Origin of the sequence: Streptomyces sp. NBC_00820 (assembly GCF_036347055.1) — a bacterium.
In the GTDB taxonomy this organism is placed as follows: domain Bacteria; phylum Actinomycetota; class Actinomycetes; order Streptomycetales; family Streptomycetaceae; genus Streptomyces.
This window is the reverse complement of record NZ_CP108882.1, coordinates 6,151,229-6,168,407: the sequence shown is the minus strand read 5'-3', so window position 1 is coordinate 6,168,407 and position 17,179 is coordinate 6,151,229. Positions and strand designations below refer to the sequence as shown.

General features: G+C 73.0%; 15 protein-coding genes. 7 read left to right on the top strand and 8 right to left on the bottom strand.

Annotated features, from left to right (window positions below):
- Window positions 1-135 precede the first annotated feature (135 nt).
- From OIB37_RS27800 to OIB37_RS27780, 5 genes are all read right to left on the bottom strand, one after another.
- Window positions 136-1,059, bottom strand: coding sequence for an LLM class F420-dependent oxidoreductase (locus tag OIB37_RS27800; RefSeq protein WP_330460341.1), 924 nt, complete (start codon window positions 1,057-1,059; stop codon window positions 136-138).
- Between the two features lie 255 nt (window positions 1,060-1,314).
- Window positions 1,315-1,788 carry a DUF6099 family protein gene (locus tag OIB37_RS27795; protein WP_330460340.1) on the bottom strand — a complete coding sequence of 158 codons (474 nt, stop codon included), beginning with the start codon at window positions 1,786-1,788 and terminating at the stop codon, window positions 1,315-1,317.
- 293 nt (window positions 1,789-2,081) lie between these two features.
- Window positions 2,082-2,432, bottom strand: coding sequence for a nucleotide pyrophosphohydrolase (locus OIB37_RS27790; RefSeq protein WP_330460339.1), 351 nt, complete (start codon window positions 2,430-2,432; stop codon window positions 2,082-2,084).
- Window positions 2,429-3,778: an AAA family ATPase gene (locus tag OIB37_RS27785; protein ID WP_330460338.1), complete on the bottom strand. Its 1,350-nt coding sequence runs from the start codon at window positions 3,776-3,778 to the stop codon at window positions 2,429-2,431. The genes OIB37_RS27790 and OIB37_RS27785 overlap by 4 nt, the downstream gene beginning before the upstream one ends.
- A gap of 240 nt (window positions 3,779-4,018) precedes the next feature.
- A complete protein-coding gene (locus OIB37_RS27780; RefSeq protein WP_330460337.1) occupies window positions 4,019-4,399 on the bottom strand; it encodes a cell division protein SepF in 381 nt (126 codons plus the stop codon).
- A 249-nt stretch (window positions 4,400-4,648) separates the two neighbouring features.
- On the opposite strand from OIB37_RS27780, the gene OIB37_RS27775 reads away from it, so the two are divergent.
- Window positions 4,649-6,397 carry a hypothetical protein gene (locus OIB37_RS27775; protein WP_443058213.1) on the top strand — a complete coding sequence of 583 codons (1,749 nt, stop codon included), beginning with the start codon at window positions 4,649-4,651 and terminating at the stop codon, window positions 6,395-6,397.
- A gap of 107 nt (window positions 6,398-6,504) precedes the next feature.
- Here OIB37_RS27775 and OIB37_RS27770 read toward each other — a convergent pair whose 3' ends face one another.
- Window positions 6,505-7,380: an NAD(P)H-binding protein gene (locus OIB37_RS27770; RefSeq protein WP_330460336.1), complete on the bottom strand. Its 876-nt coding sequence runs from the start codon at window positions 7,378-7,380 to the stop codon at window positions 6,505-6,507.
- Between the two features lie 256 nt (window positions 7,381-7,636).
- Between OIB37_RS27770 and OIB37_RS27765 the strand changes: the two genes are divergently transcribed.
- From OIB37_RS27765 to OIB37_RS27750, 4 genes are all read left to right on the top strand, one after another.
- Window positions 7,637-9,451, top strand: a complete 1,815-nt coding sequence (locus OIB37_RS27765; protein ID WP_330460335.1) for a methylmalonyl-CoA mutase family protein — start codon at window positions 7,637-7,639, stop codon at window positions 9,449-9,451.
- Complete coding sequence (scpA, locus tag OIB37_RS27760) at window positions 9,451-11,625, top strand: methylmalonyl-CoA mutase (RefSeq protein ID WP_330460334.1); 2,175 nt, start codon at window positions 9,451-9,453, stop codon at window positions 11,623-11,625. Before OIB37_RS27765 ends, scpA begins: the two co-directional genes overlap by 1 nt.
- Before the next feature lie 7 nt (window positions 11,626-11,632).
- Window positions 11,633-12,637 carry a methylmalonyl Co-A mutase-associated GTPase MeaB gene (meaB, locus tag OIB37_RS27755; protein ID WP_330460333.1) on the top strand — a complete coding sequence of 335 codons (1,005 nt, stop codon included), beginning with the start codon at window positions 11,633-11,635 and terminating at the stop codon, window positions 12,635-12,637.
- A gap of 155 nt (window positions 12,638-12,792) precedes the next feature.
- The gene (locus OIB37_RS27750) at window positions 12,793-13,173 is read left to right on the top strand and encodes an ester cyclase (RefSeq protein ID WP_330460332.1); all 381 of its coding nucleotides are present in this window, start codon (window positions 12,793-12,795) and stop codon (window positions 13,171-13,173) included.
- A 191-nt stretch (window positions 13,174-13,364) separates the two neighbouring features.
- Here OIB37_RS27750 and OIB37_RS27745 read toward each other — a convergent pair whose 3' ends face one another.
- Window positions 13,365-14,210 carry a helix-turn-helix transcriptional regulator gene (locus tag OIB37_RS27745; protein WP_330460331.1) on the bottom strand — a complete coding sequence of 282 codons (846 nt, stop codon included), beginning with the start codon at window positions 14,208-14,210 and terminating at the stop codon, window positions 13,365-13,367.
- 102 nt (window positions 14,211-14,312) lie between these two features.
- Here OIB37_RS27745 and OIB37_RS27740 point away from each other — a divergent pair, with 102 nt between their 5' ends.
- Window positions 14,313-15,020 (top strand): SDR family NAD(P)-dependent oxidoreductase, encoded by a 708-nt coding sequence (locus tag OIB37_RS27740; protein ID WP_330460330.1) that lies wholly within the window; start codon window positions 14,313-14,315, stop codon window positions 15,018-15,020.
- Window positions 15,021-15,519: 499 nt separating this feature from the next.
- Complete coding sequence (locus tag OIB37_RS27735) at window positions 15,520-16,497, top strand: alpha/beta hydrolase (RefSeq protein ID WP_330461988.1); 978 nt, start codon at window positions 15,520-15,522, stop codon at window positions 16,495-16,497.
- Window positions 16,498-16,728: 231 nt separating this feature from the next.
- On the opposite strand, the gene OIB37_RS27730 is transcribed toward OIB37_RS27735, so the two are convergent.
- On the bottom strand, window positions 16,729-17,088 hold the full coding sequence (locus OIB37_RS27730; protein WP_330460329.1) for an ArsR/SmtB family transcription factor: 360 nt from the start codon (window positions 17,086-17,088) through the stop codon (window positions 16,729-16,731).
- Window positions 17,089-17,179: the final 91 nt, after the last annotated feature.

Below are 17,179 nucleotides of genomic sequence, written 5' to 3'. Positions count from 1 at the left end.
CGGCTCGACGACCGTCCGACCACAGGTTTTCCGGGCGGCACCGCCGCGTTCCACTCCCCTGCCCCGCCGCACGGCCCCGCACGGCCCCGCACGGTTTCACTCTGCGGAGCGCGGGGGCCGGCACGGAGGGATCGCCTACGGCAGCTGCGGCATGACCTGGGTCGAGATCAGCTCCAGCTGGTCGAGGTCGTGCAGGTCGAGGGTCTGGAGGTAGAGCCGCTCGGAACCGATCGCGGCGTAGCGGGCGATCTTGTCGACGACCTCGGCCGGGGAGCCGGCCAGGCCGTTGGCCTTCAGCTCGTCGACGTCGCGGCCGATCACCTCGGCGCGCCGGGCGACCTCCTGGTCGTCGCGGCCAACGCACACCACGAGCGCGTTGGAGTAGGTCAGGTCGTCCGCGGCGCGGCCCGCCTCCTCGGCGGCGGCGCGTACCCGGCCGAACTGGCGCGCGGAGTCCTCGACCGAGGCGAAGGGGATGTTGAACTCATCCGCATAACGGGCCGCGAGGCGCGGAGTACGGGTCGCGCCGTGGCCGCCGATGATCACCGGGACCTTGCGCTGGGCCGGCTTGGGCAGCGCGGGCGAGTCGGTGAGGTCGTAGTACGTGCCGTGGAAGTCGAAGCTCTTGCCGGCCTCCGTCGCCCACAGGCCGGTGACGATCTCCAGCTGCTCCTCCAGGCGCGCGAACTTCTCCTTCGGGAACGGAATGCCGTACGCCTTGTGCTCCTCCTCGAACCAGCCCGCACCGAGGCCCAGTTCCACGCGGCCGCCGGACATCTGGTCGACCTGGGCCACCTGGATGGCGAGCACGGCGGGCAGCCGGAAGGTGGCCGCGGTCATGAGGGTGCCCAGGCGGATGCGCTCGGTCTCGCGGGCCAGGCCGGCCAGCGTGATCCAGGCGTCGGTGGGGCCCGGCAGGCCGCTCACGTCCCCCATGCGCAAATAGTGGTCAGAACGGAAAAAACCGTCGAATCCAAGGTCTTCGGTGGCCTTCGCCACGGTGAGCAACGTGTCGTAGGTCGCCCCCTGCTGGGGCTCGGTGAAGATGCGCAGGTCCATACCTCCATCCTGCACGCCACCCGCCCCGAGAGCCTCATCGGCACCACCCGGCACTGCCGTCCCCGGCCGGGTGGAATTCGCCGCCGCACACGCGAAGCGCCGTACGAGTCACCGGACGCCGGAGCGCCGCCCACCGGACCGCCTCGGCGCCACCACCGGGCCTCCGCCGGCCCTCCACGGGCCACCGGGGCCCCGCCCCCTGACCTGCGGCCTCCAGCCCGGCCTCCGGCCTCCGACGCGTCCCCGCCCGCCCGCTCACCCCATCTCGCGCTCGCGCAGCTCCGCCTCCTCCCGTGCCGCCAGCTTGCGCAGCATTTCCAGGACCCGGTCGCGGGACTCGTCAGCCGCGTCGATGGCCTCCATGCACTGCCAGTACGTCGCCTCGTCGGCCGCGGCACTGGCCATCCCGACCAGGGCCATGCCCACCTCGCCGAGCAGTCCGCCGAGGCTGAGGAGGGTCTGGCGGGCGTCGGCCAGTTCGGTGAGCTGGGCGGCGCGCAGGTCGCCGGGGTCCAGGTCCGGAGGGTCCAGGACGCCGCAGCCGCGGCCCGCCAGCTCGGTCAGCCCCAGGGCCTCACCCCGCAGCTCGGGCGGCCCGGACACCGCGAGCCGGCTGCCGATCGCCTGCGCCAGCGCCTGGGCCTGCCACACCTCCGCCATCGCCTCGGCCGCGTCGGCACCCCCGGTCAGGGCCCGCCTGCTCGCCTCGATGAGCCGCATCGCATCCATCGGCTGCCCCCGTCCGGTCCGCCGTGCGCCGTCGCACGCGCGTGTGAACTCCCTCGTTCACTACCCAGAGTGAGGGTGCTTGAGACGAAAAGCCAGAGGAAGACGGGAAATTATGGACAACAATTCGGTTTCGCCGCAGGAGTTGACTGCGGAGCGTGATAACGGAGTGTCGGCGTCCGGCCGTTGACCGGCCGGCCGGATCGGGTCGGCCTTCGACCACCGCCTCGGATTCCAGGGCATCGACTCGGCATGCGGCACCACCCTGCGGGCGAACACCGGCCACTCAACACGACTTACGAGGTGCCCTCGCCTTCCGACCCCGGTGCCGGAAAGCGGTGTTCATTGCGGTCGATCTTGGCGGACAGCGCGGCAATCGGGTCGACGCCGAGGACCTCGCAGAGCTGGAGGAGGTAGGCGAGGACGTCGGCGATCTCGTCGGTGACACGGTGGGCGGTGCCGGGGTCGTCCATCACCCGGGCCGACTGCTCGGGGGTCAGCCACTGGAAGATCTCCAGCAGTTCGGAGGCCTCCACGCTGAGGGCCGACACGAGGTTCTTGGGCGTGTGGTAGGGCTGCCAGTCGCGCACCGCCGCGAACTCGGCCAGCCTGCGCTGGAGTCCGGCCAGGTCAGAGTGTTCCGTCACGCGCTCAGGTGTACCACCGTGACGCCCCGCGTCCCCACCGCCCACGAGGCGTCGTTCACCGCGCCCACGCAGCGGATGTGGCCACGCTCGCCCATCAGGGCCGCCGCCCGCAGCAGTTCGCGGCGCTGCCCCGGGTCGAGGCACCGGTCGAGGCCGTCGGCCAGGACCGTGAGGGTGCGCAGCGCGTCGGGCACCTCGCCGGGCGCGTCCACGTCCAGGACGCCCGGCCCGGTCAGCAGCACCAGGGCCAGCGCGATGTAGCGCAGCTCACCGTCGCCGAGCCGGACCAGCTCGGTCCGGTGGCCGTCGCCCCGGTCGAGCAGCGCCCGCACCGTGCCGTCGGGCATCCGGTCGGCGACCAGGTCGGCCACCGGGCCCACGCAGCCCGCGCGGAGCAACTCGACCAGGCGGGCGTGCCGGCGCCCGCACTCCGACCGGGTACGGGCCAGCACGTCGGCCAGGTTGCCGCAGCCGGCCAGCAGGCGTCCCGAGCCCGTCGGGACGGGGAGGCGCATGTGCTCGGGACGCGGATCGCAGACGAAGACGGAGCGCAGCGCGACGACCATCTGCTCGGCCGCGGCGAGCACCTGCCGCTGCCCGTCCGTCTTGCCCGCCACGCGCAGCGGCAGCAGGGCGGTGCCGAGCCGGTCGTCGGGCAGCGGGGCGCGGGTCACCGGCGAGGAGCCCGCGGTGTGCCAGGCCGCCTGCACGGCCCGGCGGGCGGGATCGCGCAGCGCGGTCTGCAGCAGGACGACTCCGCCCGCGGTCAGCCGCTCGCCCACGATCCGCAGACAGGGCTCGGCCTGTACGGCGAGGTCGAGCAGGACCGGCCCCTCGGCTCCGTCGGCCGTACAGCCGATCCGGAAACCCCGCCGGCCCTCCGCGTCGGGCCGCGCCCGCTCCGGCACCCACGCGAGCGGGTCCGCGAACACCTGCGCCAGCGGCGCCCCGCTCCCGAGCCGGGCCAGCGCCTCCAGCGCGCCGAACGCGGTCGACTTCCCCGCCCCGCTCGGCCCCGCGAACAGCGTGACGGCCCCCAGCGGGAACGCGGCCCGCCGGTGCCCGGCGAACGCGGACAGCCGTAACTCGGTGATCCGGGCGCGTACGTCGACGGGAGCACCCCCGGAAGCCGGTCCGACCGGAGCCGTACTCCGGGCGAACTGCGCCGGCACGACGGGCGCGGAGCACGACACCCCGGGATCGGAACCCACGGAGGATCCGGACGCCGCGAGGGCGCCCGTCGAGGACCCGTACGGCACGACGGGTACGTCGGGCACGGCGGGTACGACGGCTACGGCGGGCACGGCGGGTACGGGCGGCCCGGCGGGCGCGGAAGACACGGCCATATGCGGACCGTAGGACTCCGCCGAGGTGGCGAACCGTTCAGCCCTCAGACCTTCCCACGATCGGGGGACGGCCACGCGCGGGCTGACCGGCCGGAGGGCACAGCCCCCCCCGGAACTCCCGCGGTCCGCATCCCGCGGTTCACATCCCGCGGTTCACATCCCGCGGTTCACATCCCGCGGTTCACATCCCGCGGTTCACATCCCGCGGTCCGGCGCGCCGAAGGGCGCGCCGGACCCCGTTCATCCTCCGGACGCCTCCATCAGCCCGCTGACCTCGGTCCCGGGTGGCGTCAGCAGGAAAACATTCCGGTCCACCCGGTGCATCCCACTGCCCAGGCCGAAGACGACGCCGGTACTGAAGTCGAGGACGCGCTTGGCGACCTCGCCCTCCGCGCTGGACAGGTCCAGCAGCACCGGAATCCCGGCCATCAGCGTCTCGGCGACTTCCCGGGCGTCCGCGAACACGTTGACCCGCAGGACGACGAACCGCCGCCGCGTCTCCGTGTCGGCGTCCGGCATCGCGCGGTGGTTCACCGCGGACGGCCACGCGTCCCGGCCCCGCAGCGGCACGACCTGGGCGAGCCCTTCCCACTGTTCATCGGTGACGTCGTAACGGCTCACCGGCTCCCCCCGACCTGACTCGCGTTCCTTGCCTGCACCAGCCAATTCTTACGCCAAGTCACCCGTTCGGCCCAACAGCGACACACTGCGCGATCGCCCCGCACACCCTCGCGCCCCCACATCATGGGTCAGATGTACGAATAAGACCGTTTCTTACCGCCCTCACACCCGATTTTTCACGTCGCTCCCCACCTCGCTCACAGCTCACCACTAGCGTCAGGTGCCGTGCACTTGGCAGAAACACAGCGGATGACATCCGGGCGGCGGACGTGGTCGATCGTGACCACCGTCCCGCGCGCCCCCTCGAAAGTCCCCGAATCGCCCGGATCTCCCGCGCAGTGGCACCGCGTGCTGACCCTGCTCGCCGTCGTGAGCCTGTTCATCGGCACGCGCGCGGTGTGGACGCAGGCCGCCACGCACCGCCTCGCCCTCGCCGCGGTCATCTCGCTCTGCTACGCGTCGATCCTGGTGTGCGGCGTCCTCACCCTGGCGGTCCGCCGCACGCGTTCCCTGGTCCGGCTGGACGTCGTGGTGCTGGTCACCGCGATCACGCTCGCCCTGTGCAACTGGGCGCTGAACCACGCCGGCGGCGACGAGGCGGCCCTCACCGCCCAGGCCGCGCGGGAACTGATGGCCGGTCACCAGGTGTACGACCAGCCGTGGCCCTGGCTGTTCCACGGCAAGGGCGTCGCCGTGACGCCGACCATAGACGGCGGTTACGATTTCACCTACGGCTATCCCCCGCTCGCCCCGCTGCTGACCGTGCCGTTCCTGTGGCTGGGCCACGGCGGCGCCCCGGCGACGGCCGCGGCGACGGTCATGCTCCTCGCCGGTGCGGTGGTGCTGTGGCGGATGCTGCCCGTGCCGTGGCGTCCGGCCGCGACCATGGTCTGTCTGGGGTTCGGTTTCCTTCCGTCGTACGCCCGCCAGGGCTATCCGGCGATCATCGCCATGGCCCTGCTGATCCCGGTGGTGGTGTGCTGGCCGCGCATCGGCGCCGGCGGGCGACTGGGCGCGCCGGGGATCGCGCGGGCAGTGTGTCTGGGTGCCGCGTGCGCGGCGCAGCAACTGCCCTGGTTCGTCACGCCGTTCCTGCTCGTCGGCCTCTACGCCGTACGCCGGGGCGAGCTGGGCGCCAGGGCCGCCTGCCTCGTGGTGCTGCGCGTGCTGGGGGTCGCCGTCGCGGCCTGGCTGGTGATCAACGCGTACCTCGTCGTGCGGGAGCCGGGCCCCTGGCTCGACGGGATCGCCCTGCCCCTGACCCAGGGTGCCGTGCTGCACGGCCAGGGCCTGGTGGACGTCTCGCTGTACTTCACCCACGGCAGCGACCGGCTGGACTGGTACAGCCACGCGAGCATGCTGCTCGCCGCGGCCCTGCTCGCGCTGTTCACACTGTTCGTACGCCGGCTGGGCCCGGCGGCGACCGTGCTGCCCTGGTGCGCCTTCTACCTGGCGACCCGCTCCCAGGACGGCTACTACCTGATGATGACCCCGCTCTGGCTCGCGGCGGCGGTCACCGCGCCGTTGCCGGAGTTCGCCCGCGCGTGGCAGCCCCGCCCCCGCCGGCTCACCGGGCCCCGCCGCCGTCAGGCGCTGGTCGCCGCGGCGTTCCTGCTGGTGCTCCCCGCGCTGGTGAGCGCGACCCTCGCGGTGACAGGACGGCCGCCCCTGCGGATGGACATCGCCGCGGCGCGCGGCTCGGAGGCGGACACGGTGTCCACGCTGACCCTGCGGGTGGCCAACACCGGCTCCGACCCGCTCACCCCGCACTACATGCTCACCCGGGGCCAGGGCATGAGCCGGTACTGGTCCCTCGTCCGCGGCCCGGCGACCGTTCCGCCGCACACCACCGCCACCGTCACCCTCCGGGCCCCCGCGGGCACTTTCACCATGCCGTCCGTGAAGTCCCCCATCCGCCTGCGCGCCTTCACGGACGGCCCGCAGACGCTCTCCACCCGCGACGTCACCCGGACGGAGCTGACCGGGAACCGGAAGTGACCGACGCAGGTCCGTCACCGGACAAGGCCGATGCCGCCGCGGAACCGGAAGTGACCGGCGCCGACCCGGAACCGTGAGTGACCGACACCGACGCCGACACCGCCCCGTCACCGGCTCCCGGCACCGCCCCCGGGCCCGCCTGCGTCCTGGACCTTCCGGAAGTCGGCGGCGTGGTCCTCGGCCCAGCGGGCGAAGGCGCGAGCGGGGGTGCCGGTGATCTTCTCCACCGTGGTGGTGATCTCCGGTGGGACGTCGACGGCGTCCGCGAAGGTCTTCAGGAGGGCTCGCACGAACTCCGGCGGGGCCTGGGGGAACAGTTCGGGTCCCGCCTCGTCCGGCGGGACCTCGGTGAAGGTCAGGTCGCGGCCGGTCGCCCGGCCGATCGCGGCGATCTGTTCGCTGGTGGTGATCGCTTCGGGCCCGGTGAGGCGGTGGACGGCGCCTTCGTGGCCGTCGTCGAGGAGGGTCCGTTCGGCGACGGCGGCGATGTCGTCCTCGTGGATGGGGGCCGTGACCATGTTCGCGTAGACGCCGCGGACCGTGTCGCCGGTACGGAGCTGACGGGCCCACTGGAGGGCGTTCGCGGCGAAGGCGTTGGGGCGCAGGAAGGTCCACGCGAGGCCGCTGTCCCGGATCTGGCGTTCGGCCGTCGCGTGCATGACGTGGATGGGGTGGGTCTCGTCGGCGCCGTCCTCGATGATGCCGGAGGAGAGCAGGACGACGTGCCGCACACCAGCCTCGCGGGCGGCGGCGAGCAGGGCGGGGGTGTGCGGGCCGGCCGCCTGCACGTAGAGGAACAGCCTGGTCGTCCCCTCGAACAGGGCGGCCGCGTCGTCAGGCCGGAACTTCACCACCTCGGCGCTCCCGGGCAGCCCCGCGCGCTCCGGGTCACGGGTGAGGGCGCGCACGGGATGGTGGGCGGCGGTGAGACGTTCGACGAGGGCGCGGCCGACATTGCCGGTGGCGCCGGTAACTGCGATCACAGCGGTCTCCTGGGCTCGGAGTGGTCTTCCTTCCCTGGCCCTGTAGAGCCTAGGAAGGAAGATCGGCCCGCGCATCGTCCTCAGGGACCGGTCGCGCCGGCGGCGTCCTGCGGCCGCGATCCGGGGGACGACTCGCGCCGAACGGAGGAAAACGGAAGCCCCCGGACGCCGAGAGGCGCAGCTCACAGCCGCAACGAGGGAAACGTCACAGGCCACGTTCTGCTGACACTTGAGCACCCTGCCCTAGCATCCGAGCATGACGGTCCTGCCTGACGACGGGCTCTCCCTGGCCGCCGAGTTCCCTGACACGACGCACGAGCAGTGGCAACGCCTGGTGGAGGGTGTGCTGCGCAAGTCGGGCAAGGAAGTCTCTGGCGCGGCAGCTGAGGACGCCCTGTCCACGACGCTGGAGGACGGGCTGCGCACCCGGCCTCTGTACACCGCGCGCGACGGCGCGCCCGAGCCCGGACTGCCGGGGTTCGCGCCCTTCGTGCGCGGTGGCCGCCCCGAGGGGAACACCGCGGGCGGCTGGGACGTACGGCAGCGGCACGCGGCGCTCGGTGACGGCGCCGACAGCGCGGTGCTGGCCGACCTGGAGAACGGCGTCACCTCGCTGTGGCTGGTGCTGGGCGAGGGCGGCATCCCGGTCTCCGAGCTGGGCCGCGCCCTGGACGGCGTCTTCCTCGACCTGGCGCCGGTCGCCCTGGACGCGGGCCGCGACACCGAGGCCGCCGCCGAGGCGCTGCTGCGGCTGTACGAGGAGAAGGGCGTCGACCCCAAGGCCGTACGCGGCAGCCTGGGCGCCGACCCGCTCGGACACGAGGCCCGCACCGGCACCCCCCTGGACTTCACGCCCGTGGCCGCCCTGGCCACGCGCTGCGCCGAGCACTACCCCGGACTGCGCGCGCTGACCGTGGACGCGCTGCCGTACCACGAGGCGGGCGGCTCGGCCGCGCAGGAGCTGGGCGCCTCCCTGGCCACCGGTGTGGCCTACCTGCGGGAGCTGACCGAGGCGGGGCTGGGGGCCGAGCAGGCCGTCGCCCAGCTGGAGTTCCGGTACGCGGCCACCGCCGACCAGTTCCTGACCATCGCCAAGCTGCGCGCGGCGCGCCGGCTGTGGGCGCGGGTCGCCGAGGTGTGCGGGGCGCCCGGCGCGGGCGCGCAGGTGCAGCACGCGGTGACGTCGCCGGTGATGATGAGCCGCCGCGACCCGTGGGTGAACATGCTGCGCACGACGGTCGCGACGCTCGCGGCCGGGGTGGGCGGCGCCGACTCCGTGACCGTGCTGCCGTTCGACCACGCGCTCGGCCTGCCGGACGCGTTCGGCAGGCGTATCGCGCGCAACACCTCCACGATCCTGGTCGAGGAGTCGCATCTGGCCCGGGTCGTCGACCCGGCGGGCGGTTCCTGGTACGTGGAGCGGCTGACGGACGAACTCGCCGAAGCCGCCTGGGAGTTCTTCCGGTCGATCGAGCGCGACGGTGGCATGGCGGCCGTACTGCGCTCGGGCCGGATCCGCGAGGACCTCGCGTCGACCTGGCGGGCGCGCACGGCGCGGCTCGCCAAGCGCCGCGAACCCATCACCGGCGTCAGCGAGTTCCCGCTCCTCGCCGAGAAGCCGGTGGAGCGCGAACCCGCGCCCGAGCCGCCGTCCGGCGGCCTGCCCAGGGTGCGCCGGGACGAGGCCTACGAGGCCCTGCGCGCCCGCTCCGACGCCCACCTCGCGGCGACCGGCGCCCGCCCCCGCGTCTTCCTCGCCACGCTCGGCTCGGCCGCCGAGTACACCGCCCGCGCGACGTTCGCCGCCAACCTCTTCCAGGCGGGCGGCATCGAGCCGGTCACCGACGGCACCTTCGAGGACAGCGGCGCCACGGAGGCCGTGCTGTGCTCCAGCGACGCCGTGTACGCCGAACAGGCCGAGCCGGCCGCCGAGTCGCTGCGCGCGTCCGGCGCCCGGCACGTGGCCCTCGCGGGCCGCGGGGACCACTCCGGCATCGACTCGTACGTCTTCGCGGGCTGTGACGCCGTAGCCGTGCTGTCCGCGACCCTCGACCGCATGGGAGTGTCCTGATGGGAATCCCCGACTTCTCCGGCATCGAGCTGGGGAACCCCGTCGCCGACGGCACGGCCGAGGAGTGGCGTGCGGCCGTCGAGCGGGCCACGGGCGGCGAGGAGCCGCTGTGGGAGACCCCGGAGGGCATCGGGGTCAAGCCGCTGTACACCGGCCGTGACCTGGAGGGCCTGGACTTCCTCGGCACCTTCCCGGGCATGGCGCCGTACCTGCGCGGCCCGTACCCGACGATGTACGTCAACCAGCCCTGGACGATCCGCCAGTACGCGGGCTTCTCCACCGCCGAGGAGTCCAACGCGTTCTACCGGCGCAACCTGGCGGCCGGCCAGAAGGGCCTGTCGGTCGCCTTCGACCTGCCCACGCACCGGGGTTACGACAGCGGCCACCCGCGCGTGACCGGTGACGTCGGCATGGCGGGCGTGGCGATCGACTCGATCTACGACATGCGGCAGCTGTTCGACGGCATCCCGCTGGACAAGATGTCCGTGTCGATGACGATGAACGGCGCCGTGCTGCCGGTGCTCGCGCTGTACATCGTGGCGGCGGAGGAACAGGGCGTACCGCCCGAGAAGCTGGCCGGGACCATCCAGAACGACATCCTCAAGGAGTTCATGGTCCGCAACACCTACATCTATCCGCCGAAGCCGTCGATGCGGATCATCTCCGACATCTTCGCGTACACCTCGCAGCGGATGCCGCGCTACAACTCCATCTCCATCTCCGGGTATCACATCCAGGAGGCGGGGGCGACGGCCGACCTGGAGCTGGCGTACACCCTCGCGGACGGTGTGGAGTACCTCCGCGCAGGGCGTGAAGCGGGCCTGGACGTCGACGCGTTCGCGCCCCGGCTGTCCTTCTTCTGGGCGATTGGCATGAACTTCTTCATGGAGATCGCCAAGCTGCGGGCGGCGCGACTGCTGTGGGCCAAGCTCGTCGACCAGTTCGAACCGAAGAACGCCAAGTCCCTCTCCCTGCGCACCCATTCGCAGACCTCGGGCTGGTCGCTGACCGCGCAGGACGTGTTCAACAACGTCACCCGCACGTGTGTGGAGGCGATGGCGGCGACCCAGGGCCACACCCAGTCGCTGCACACCAACGCGCTCGACGAGGCCCTCGCGCTGCCCACCGACTTCTCGGCGCGCATCGCCCGCAACACCCAGCTGCTCATCCAGCAGGAGTCGGGCACGACCCGGGTCATCGACCCGTGGGGCGGCAGCGCGTACGTCGAGAAGCTGACGTACGACCTCGCCCGCAAGGCCTGGCAGCACATCCAGGAGGTCGAGCAGGCGGGCGGCATGGCGCAGGCCATCGACGCGGGCATCCCCAAGCTGCGCGTGGAGGAGGCGGCGGCCCGCACCCAGGCCCGCATCGACTCCGGGCGCCAGCCGGTCATCGGCGTGAACAAGTACCGGGTGGACTCCGACGAGCAGATCGAGGTCCTCAAGGTCGACAACTCCTCCGTGCGCACGCAGCAGATCGAGAAGCTGCGGCGGCTGCGTGCCGAGCGGGACGAGACGGCGTGCCGGTCGGCGCTGGACGCGCTCACGCGGGCGGCCGACGGCGACGGCAACCTGCTGGAGCTGGCCGTGCGCGCGGCCCGCGCCAAGGCCACCGTCGGCGAGATCTCCGACGCCCTGGAGAAGGTGTACGGCCGGCACGCGAGTCAGATCCGTACCATCTCCGGCGTGTACCGCAACGAAGCAGGCGAGTCGCCGAACGTGGACCGCACCCGTGCCCTGGTGGACGCCTTCGAGGAGGCCGAGGGGCGCCGGCCGCGCATCCTGGTCGCCAAGATGGGCCAGGACGGCCACGACCGCGGCCAGAAGGTGATCGCCACCGCCTTCGCCGACCTCGGCTTCGACGTCGACGTCGGCCCGCTGTTCCAGACCCCGGAGGAGGTGGCCCGCCAGGCGGTCGAGGCGGACGTCCACGTGGTCGGCGTGTCCTCGCTGGCGGCCGGCCACCTCACCCTCGTACCGGCGCTGCGCGAGCAGCTCGCCGAGGAGGGCCGGGCGGACATCATGATCGTGGTCGGCGGGGTGATCCCGCCGCAGGACGTGCCGACGCTGCTGGAGATGGGCGCCACGGCCGTGTTCCCGCCCGGGACGGTGATCCCGGACGCGGCGTACGACCTGGTGACGCGGCTGTCGGCCGACCTCGGCCACGACCTGTAGCCGCACGATGGCACCCATCGATCTCGGCACGTACGTGAAGGGTGTGCTCGACGGGAAGCGGGCGATCGTGGCCCGCGCCATCACGCTCGTCGAGTCCACCCGGCCCCAGCACCGGGCACTGGCCCAGGAGTTGCTCACCGAGCTGCTCCCGCACAGCGGCCGGGCGCGGCGGATCGGCGTCAGCGGGGTGCCGGGCGTGGGCAAGTCGACGTTCATCGACGCGTTCGGCACCCTGCTGACCTCGCTGGGCCACCGGGTGGCCGTCCTCGCCGTGGACCCCTCCTCCACGCGCACGGGCGGCTCCATCCTGGGCGACAAGACCCGGATGGAACGCCTGGCGGTGGACCCCGCCGCCTTCGTCCGTCCCTCCCCCAGCGCGGGCACGCTGGGCGGGGTCGCGAAGGCCACCCGGGAGTCCATGGTGGTCATGGAGGCGGCCGGCTACGACGTGATCCTCGTGGAGACCGTGGGCGTCGGCCAGTCGGAGACCGCGGTCGCCGACATGGTCGACTCCTTCCTCCTGCTGACACTGGCCCGCACCGGCGACCAGCTGCAGGGCATCAAGAAGGGTGTCCTGGAGCTGGCCGACGTGATCGCCGTGAACAAGGCGGACGGTCCGCACGAGCGGGACGCGAGGACCGCCGCCCGTGAACTGGCGGGCGCACTGCGCCTGATGCACGGCAAGGACGCCTCCTGGACGCCGCCGGTGCTGCACTGCAGCGCCCGGGAGTCCAGGGGCCTGGACACGGTGTGGGAGCGGCTGGAACAGCACCGCACCCTGCTCGACGCCACCGGCCGCCTCGCCGCCAAACGGCGGGAGCAGCAGGTCGGCTGGACCTGGACCATGGTCCGCGACGAACTCCTCGGCCGCCTGCACGCCGACCCCGCCGTACGCGAGGCCGCCCCGCTCCTCGAACAGCAGGTCAGGGACGGCTCGTTGACGGCCACGCTGGCGGCGGAACGGATCCTGCGGGCGTTCGAGACGGGAACGCGCCCGGCTCCGGAGGAATGAGGTGACGCCGGCCGCCTCACCGCACCGAGTGCGAGCGGCCGGCCGACCCTCCACCACACCCAACTACCGCTACCTGGCGTCGAGTTGAGCGTCACCCCCACCCCCACTGCCCTCATAGACTGATCAACGTTCATGGTCGATTCGGGGAGTGTGGGATGCCAGAGGACGACGTACGAGCCATCGCTCGGCGCATGTACGACGCGTTCAACGCCCGTGACCTCACCGCGGCGGAGGCGATCTTCTCCACGGACTTCGTGAGCCACCCCCTGGGAACCGTCGGGGTCGACAGCGTCGTCAAGGCCTGGAGCGGCCTCCACGCCACGTTCCCCGGCATCGAGGTCGTCGTGGAGGACATGCTGGTGGACGCGGACAGGGTCGCGGTCCGCACGACCCTGCACGGCATCCCGGCGGGCACCGGGGAGCGGCCTCCGCCCTCGATGATGGAGATCTTCCACGTGCGCGACGGCCGCATCGCCGAACTCCGGGGCATGTCCACGCTCCACCGCCCGCCGAGCAGCGACACACCCCCGGCCTGATCACACCCCACCCCGAAACGGCCGGCTGGGCCAAGGTGTGCCCGAGCGGTTGACGGGAACGGTTCCGGAAGCCGGACCCGGACCAGGCGAGGAGCGCGACGGTGGGATACACCAGATCCGGTGACCGATCCCCGACGTCCGGGGCTGCCTGGGCCGCCGCACGGGCGGGCCGCCCTCGTGGGCGTGGGGGTTCAGTGGGGCGAGGTGACGTCCTGTGTCCCCAGCACCATCAGCAGCGAGAGCCGCTCCGCGTCCTCCGTGCCGGGCTCGGCCGTGTAGACCATGATGCGCAGGTCGCTGCCGGCGACGGAGAGGACGTCGCAGTCGAGGGTGAGGGGGCCCACCACGGGGTGCGTGACGGTCTTGCGGGCCGCGTCGTGGATGCCCACCGTGCCGCTGTCCCAGAGGGCGGCGAACCGGGCGCTGCGGTCGCGGAGTTCGGCGAGCAGGGCCCGTAGACGGCGGTCGGCCGGATAGCGCTGGGCCGCCGTGCGCAGGTCGGCGACGAGGGCGGCCTCGAAGGCGGCGAGCGCCTCGGGGGTGTAGGCGACTCGGTCCGAGGGGCTGAGGAAGTGGCGCCACACGCCGTTGAGTTCGTTGCCGCGCAGGCCGGACGGGTCGCCCATCAGGGCCGCGTACGGCGGATTGGCGACAAGCAGCGTCCAGGTGGCGTCGCAGACCGCGACCGGGGTCCCGGCGAGCCGGTCCAGGAGGCGTTGCACGCTGGGCGGGATGAAGACGGGCACCGTCTTCGGGCTGGGGGGCGCGAGGCCGGCCAGCCGGTAGAGGTGGTCCCGTTCGGGCGCCGAGAGGCGCAGCGCTCGCGTCAGCGCCTCCACGACCTGGGACGAGGGGTTGGTGGCGCGGCCCTGCTCCAGCCGCGTCACGTAGTCGACGGAGATCCCGGCCAGATGTGCCAGCTCCTCGCGGCGCAGCCCGGCGGCGCGCCTGCGGCCGCCCGGGGGCAGGCCGGCGTCGCCGGGTGAGAGCCGGTCGCGCCAGCGGTGGATCGCCGCTCCGAGTTCCGCAGTCGCCATGGCTTCCAGTGTGCCCGGGGACGTGCGGCCTTTCCTGGTACTGCCATTCCCAGGAAAAAGCGCCTACTGGCTGGTGTTCCGGGTGCGGCGGACGCTTGGACCATGACGAAGACATTGATCACCGGAGCCAACAAGGGTCTCGGATTCGAGACCGCCCGCCGCCTCCTCGCCGCGGGACACACCGTCTACGTGGGTGCCCGCGACCCCGAGCGGGGCATGCGCGCCGCCGAACGACTGGGCGCGCGGTTCGTGCGGCTCAACGTCACCGACGACGTCTCCGTCGCCGCCGCGGTCGAGACGATCGAGGCCGAGGGCGGCCTGGACGTCCTGGTCAACAACGCCGGCGTCGAGCCGCGCCAGGCCGACGGCGGGTTCGTCCTCCCCGCGGCGACGACCGCCGACGACGTACGGTCCGTGTTCGAGACGAACGTCTTCGGCATGGTCCGCGTCCTGCACGCCTTCCTGCCCCTGCTGCGCCGTTCGGCCAACCCGGTCGTGGTCAACGTGAGCAGCGGACTCGGCCACGCCCCCGCCCTGGCCGACCCGGCGGCCCCCGAGCACTTCTACCCCGGCCTCGCCTACCCGTCCTCCAAGGCGGCGGTGAACATGCTCACCGTGCAGTACGCGAAGGCGTTCGGCGACATCCGGATCAACGCCGCGGACCCCGGCTTCACCGCCACCGACCTCAACCACAACCAGGGCACCCAGACCGTCGAGGAGGGCGCCGAGGTCATCGTCCGCCTCGCCCGCATCGACGCCGACGGTCCCACCGGCACCTTCCAGAACGCGGCGGGCGTGCTGCCCTGGTGAGACGGGGCGGGGTGGGGCGGGGCTGGGAGGAGGTGGGGCGGGGCGGCTCGTGACGGGGTGTGCGGGCGCGGGGCGGGGCCGTGCGGGACGGCTTCTCCCCGGGCGCCGGACCCCGGCCCGCCCCGCGGGAAGAACCGCAGGTCCGGGCCTGGGCCGGGCCTCCCTGGGCACCCGCCGTCACGGCCGTCGGGACGGGCCCCGTGATGCCGTGTGCCCGGTGTCGCGCGAGACTGAGAGGCGGTGCCGTGTGTTCGGCCGAGGCCGAGCACCACCCGGCGCGCGCGTCGTACCCGTCGCATCAGTCGTAGCACCGCGCGCCCGTCGTACCCGCCGTACCGCGGGGTGCCCGGCGGCCCGCGGTGTCACCGCCCTCGCGGGCGGCGTCGGCCGAGTGCCGGGCCGTGCCCGAGGAGGCCGTCTGGCGACGGCCGGGCGCGACCGGCCCGCCCCGCACAGGGCGCGACCGACCGGTCACTTCTGGAGGTTCACCGTGAACGATCTGCCCGCGCATCTGCCCCCGCCGCCCACTCCGACGCTGGAGCCCGCCGCCAGGGAACTCACCGAGGCCACCGCCCCGCACCCCCGTATCTACGAGATTCCGCCCGCCCAGGGCCGTGAGCTCCTCGACGGCCTGCAGTCCGGGGAGGGCGTGGCAAAGCCGGACGTCGACGAGGAGTGGATCGACGTCGACGCGGGCGAGTGGGGCACCGTACGCACCCGGATCATCAGACCCGCGGGCGCCACCGGAGCGCTGCCGGTCATCTTCTACATCCACGGCGCCGGCTGGGTCTTCGGCGACGAGAAGACGCACGACCGTCTGGTGCGCGAGCTGGCCGTCGGCTCCGGCGCGGCCGCCGTCTTCCCCGTCTACGACCTCGCGCCCGAGGCCCGGTACCCCACCCAGATCGAGCAGAACTACGCCGTCGCCCGCTGGGTCGTGGCCAACGGCGCCGAGCACGGGCTCGACGCCTCGCGGATGGTCGTCTGCGGCGACTCCGTAGGCGGCAACATGTCGGCGGTGCTGGCCCAGATGGCCAAGGACCGGGGCGATGTCCGCCTCGCCGCGCAGGTGCTGCTGTACCCCGTCACCGACGCGGACTTCGACACCCCGTCCTACGTGCAGTTCGCCGACGGCTACTACCTCACCCGGGACGGCATGGTCTGGTTCTGGGACCAGTACACGACCGACGAGGACCAGCGCAAGGAACGGTACGCGGCCCCGCTGCGCGCCTCCCTCGACGAGCTGAAGGGGCTGCCGCCCGCCCTGGTGATCACCGATGAGGCCGACGTGCTGCGCGACGAGGGCGAGGCCTACGCGGCCCGCCTGCGGGAGGCGGGCGTACCCGTCACCGCCGTCCGTGTCCTGGGCATGGTGCACGACTTCCTGATGCTCGACGCCCTCCGCCTCACCCACGGCGCCAACGTGGCCCGCGAGATCGCCATCGCCGTGATCAAGGGCGCCCTGTACGGCGGCTGAGGCGGCGCGGGTACGGCTGCTGGGGCGACGCGGGTACGGCGGCTGAGGGCTCGCGGCGGCCGAGGCGGCCTGCGGATCCGGGCGGGCGGGCCGGCCGGCGTGAGGGGAAGGCCGGACCCGCCCGGGGCTCTCGGGCGTGACGGGGCGGCTACAGGCCCACGTCGCGTGCCCTCCGGTGGAGGATCGCCGGCCACTCGCGCGGGAGCTCATGGCTCCCGACGCGCCGAAGCACTACTGGACGGTGCCCTCCTGGCGGAGCACCAGGTCGAGCAGTCCGGGGAAGCGGGCGTCGAACTCGGCCCGGCGCAGCCGGTTGAGCCGCTTCGGCCCGGCGTCACGCTGCTCCAGGAGCCCTGCCTCACGCAGCACCGCGAAGTGCCGGCTGAGGGTCGCCTTGGTGACAGGAACGTCGAAGCTGCCGCACGCCCGCTCCCAGTCCCCGCCACCCGCCAGCTCCCTCACCAGGATCTGGCGCACAGGATCGGCAAGGGCGAGCAGGGCCGTCTCCAGCGCCACGTCAGCGGGGTTCGCGTGAACCGGCGGAGTCCGGTGGCTCGTACCCTCCGGCTGCTGCTGGGCCTGCGCCTCCATGGCGGGTGCTCCCTCCCGGCTCCAACTGTTCGTCCACTCACGAACAGCCTACCGGAGCCGGGCACCCCTCATCCGACCGGCGCCAGTCACC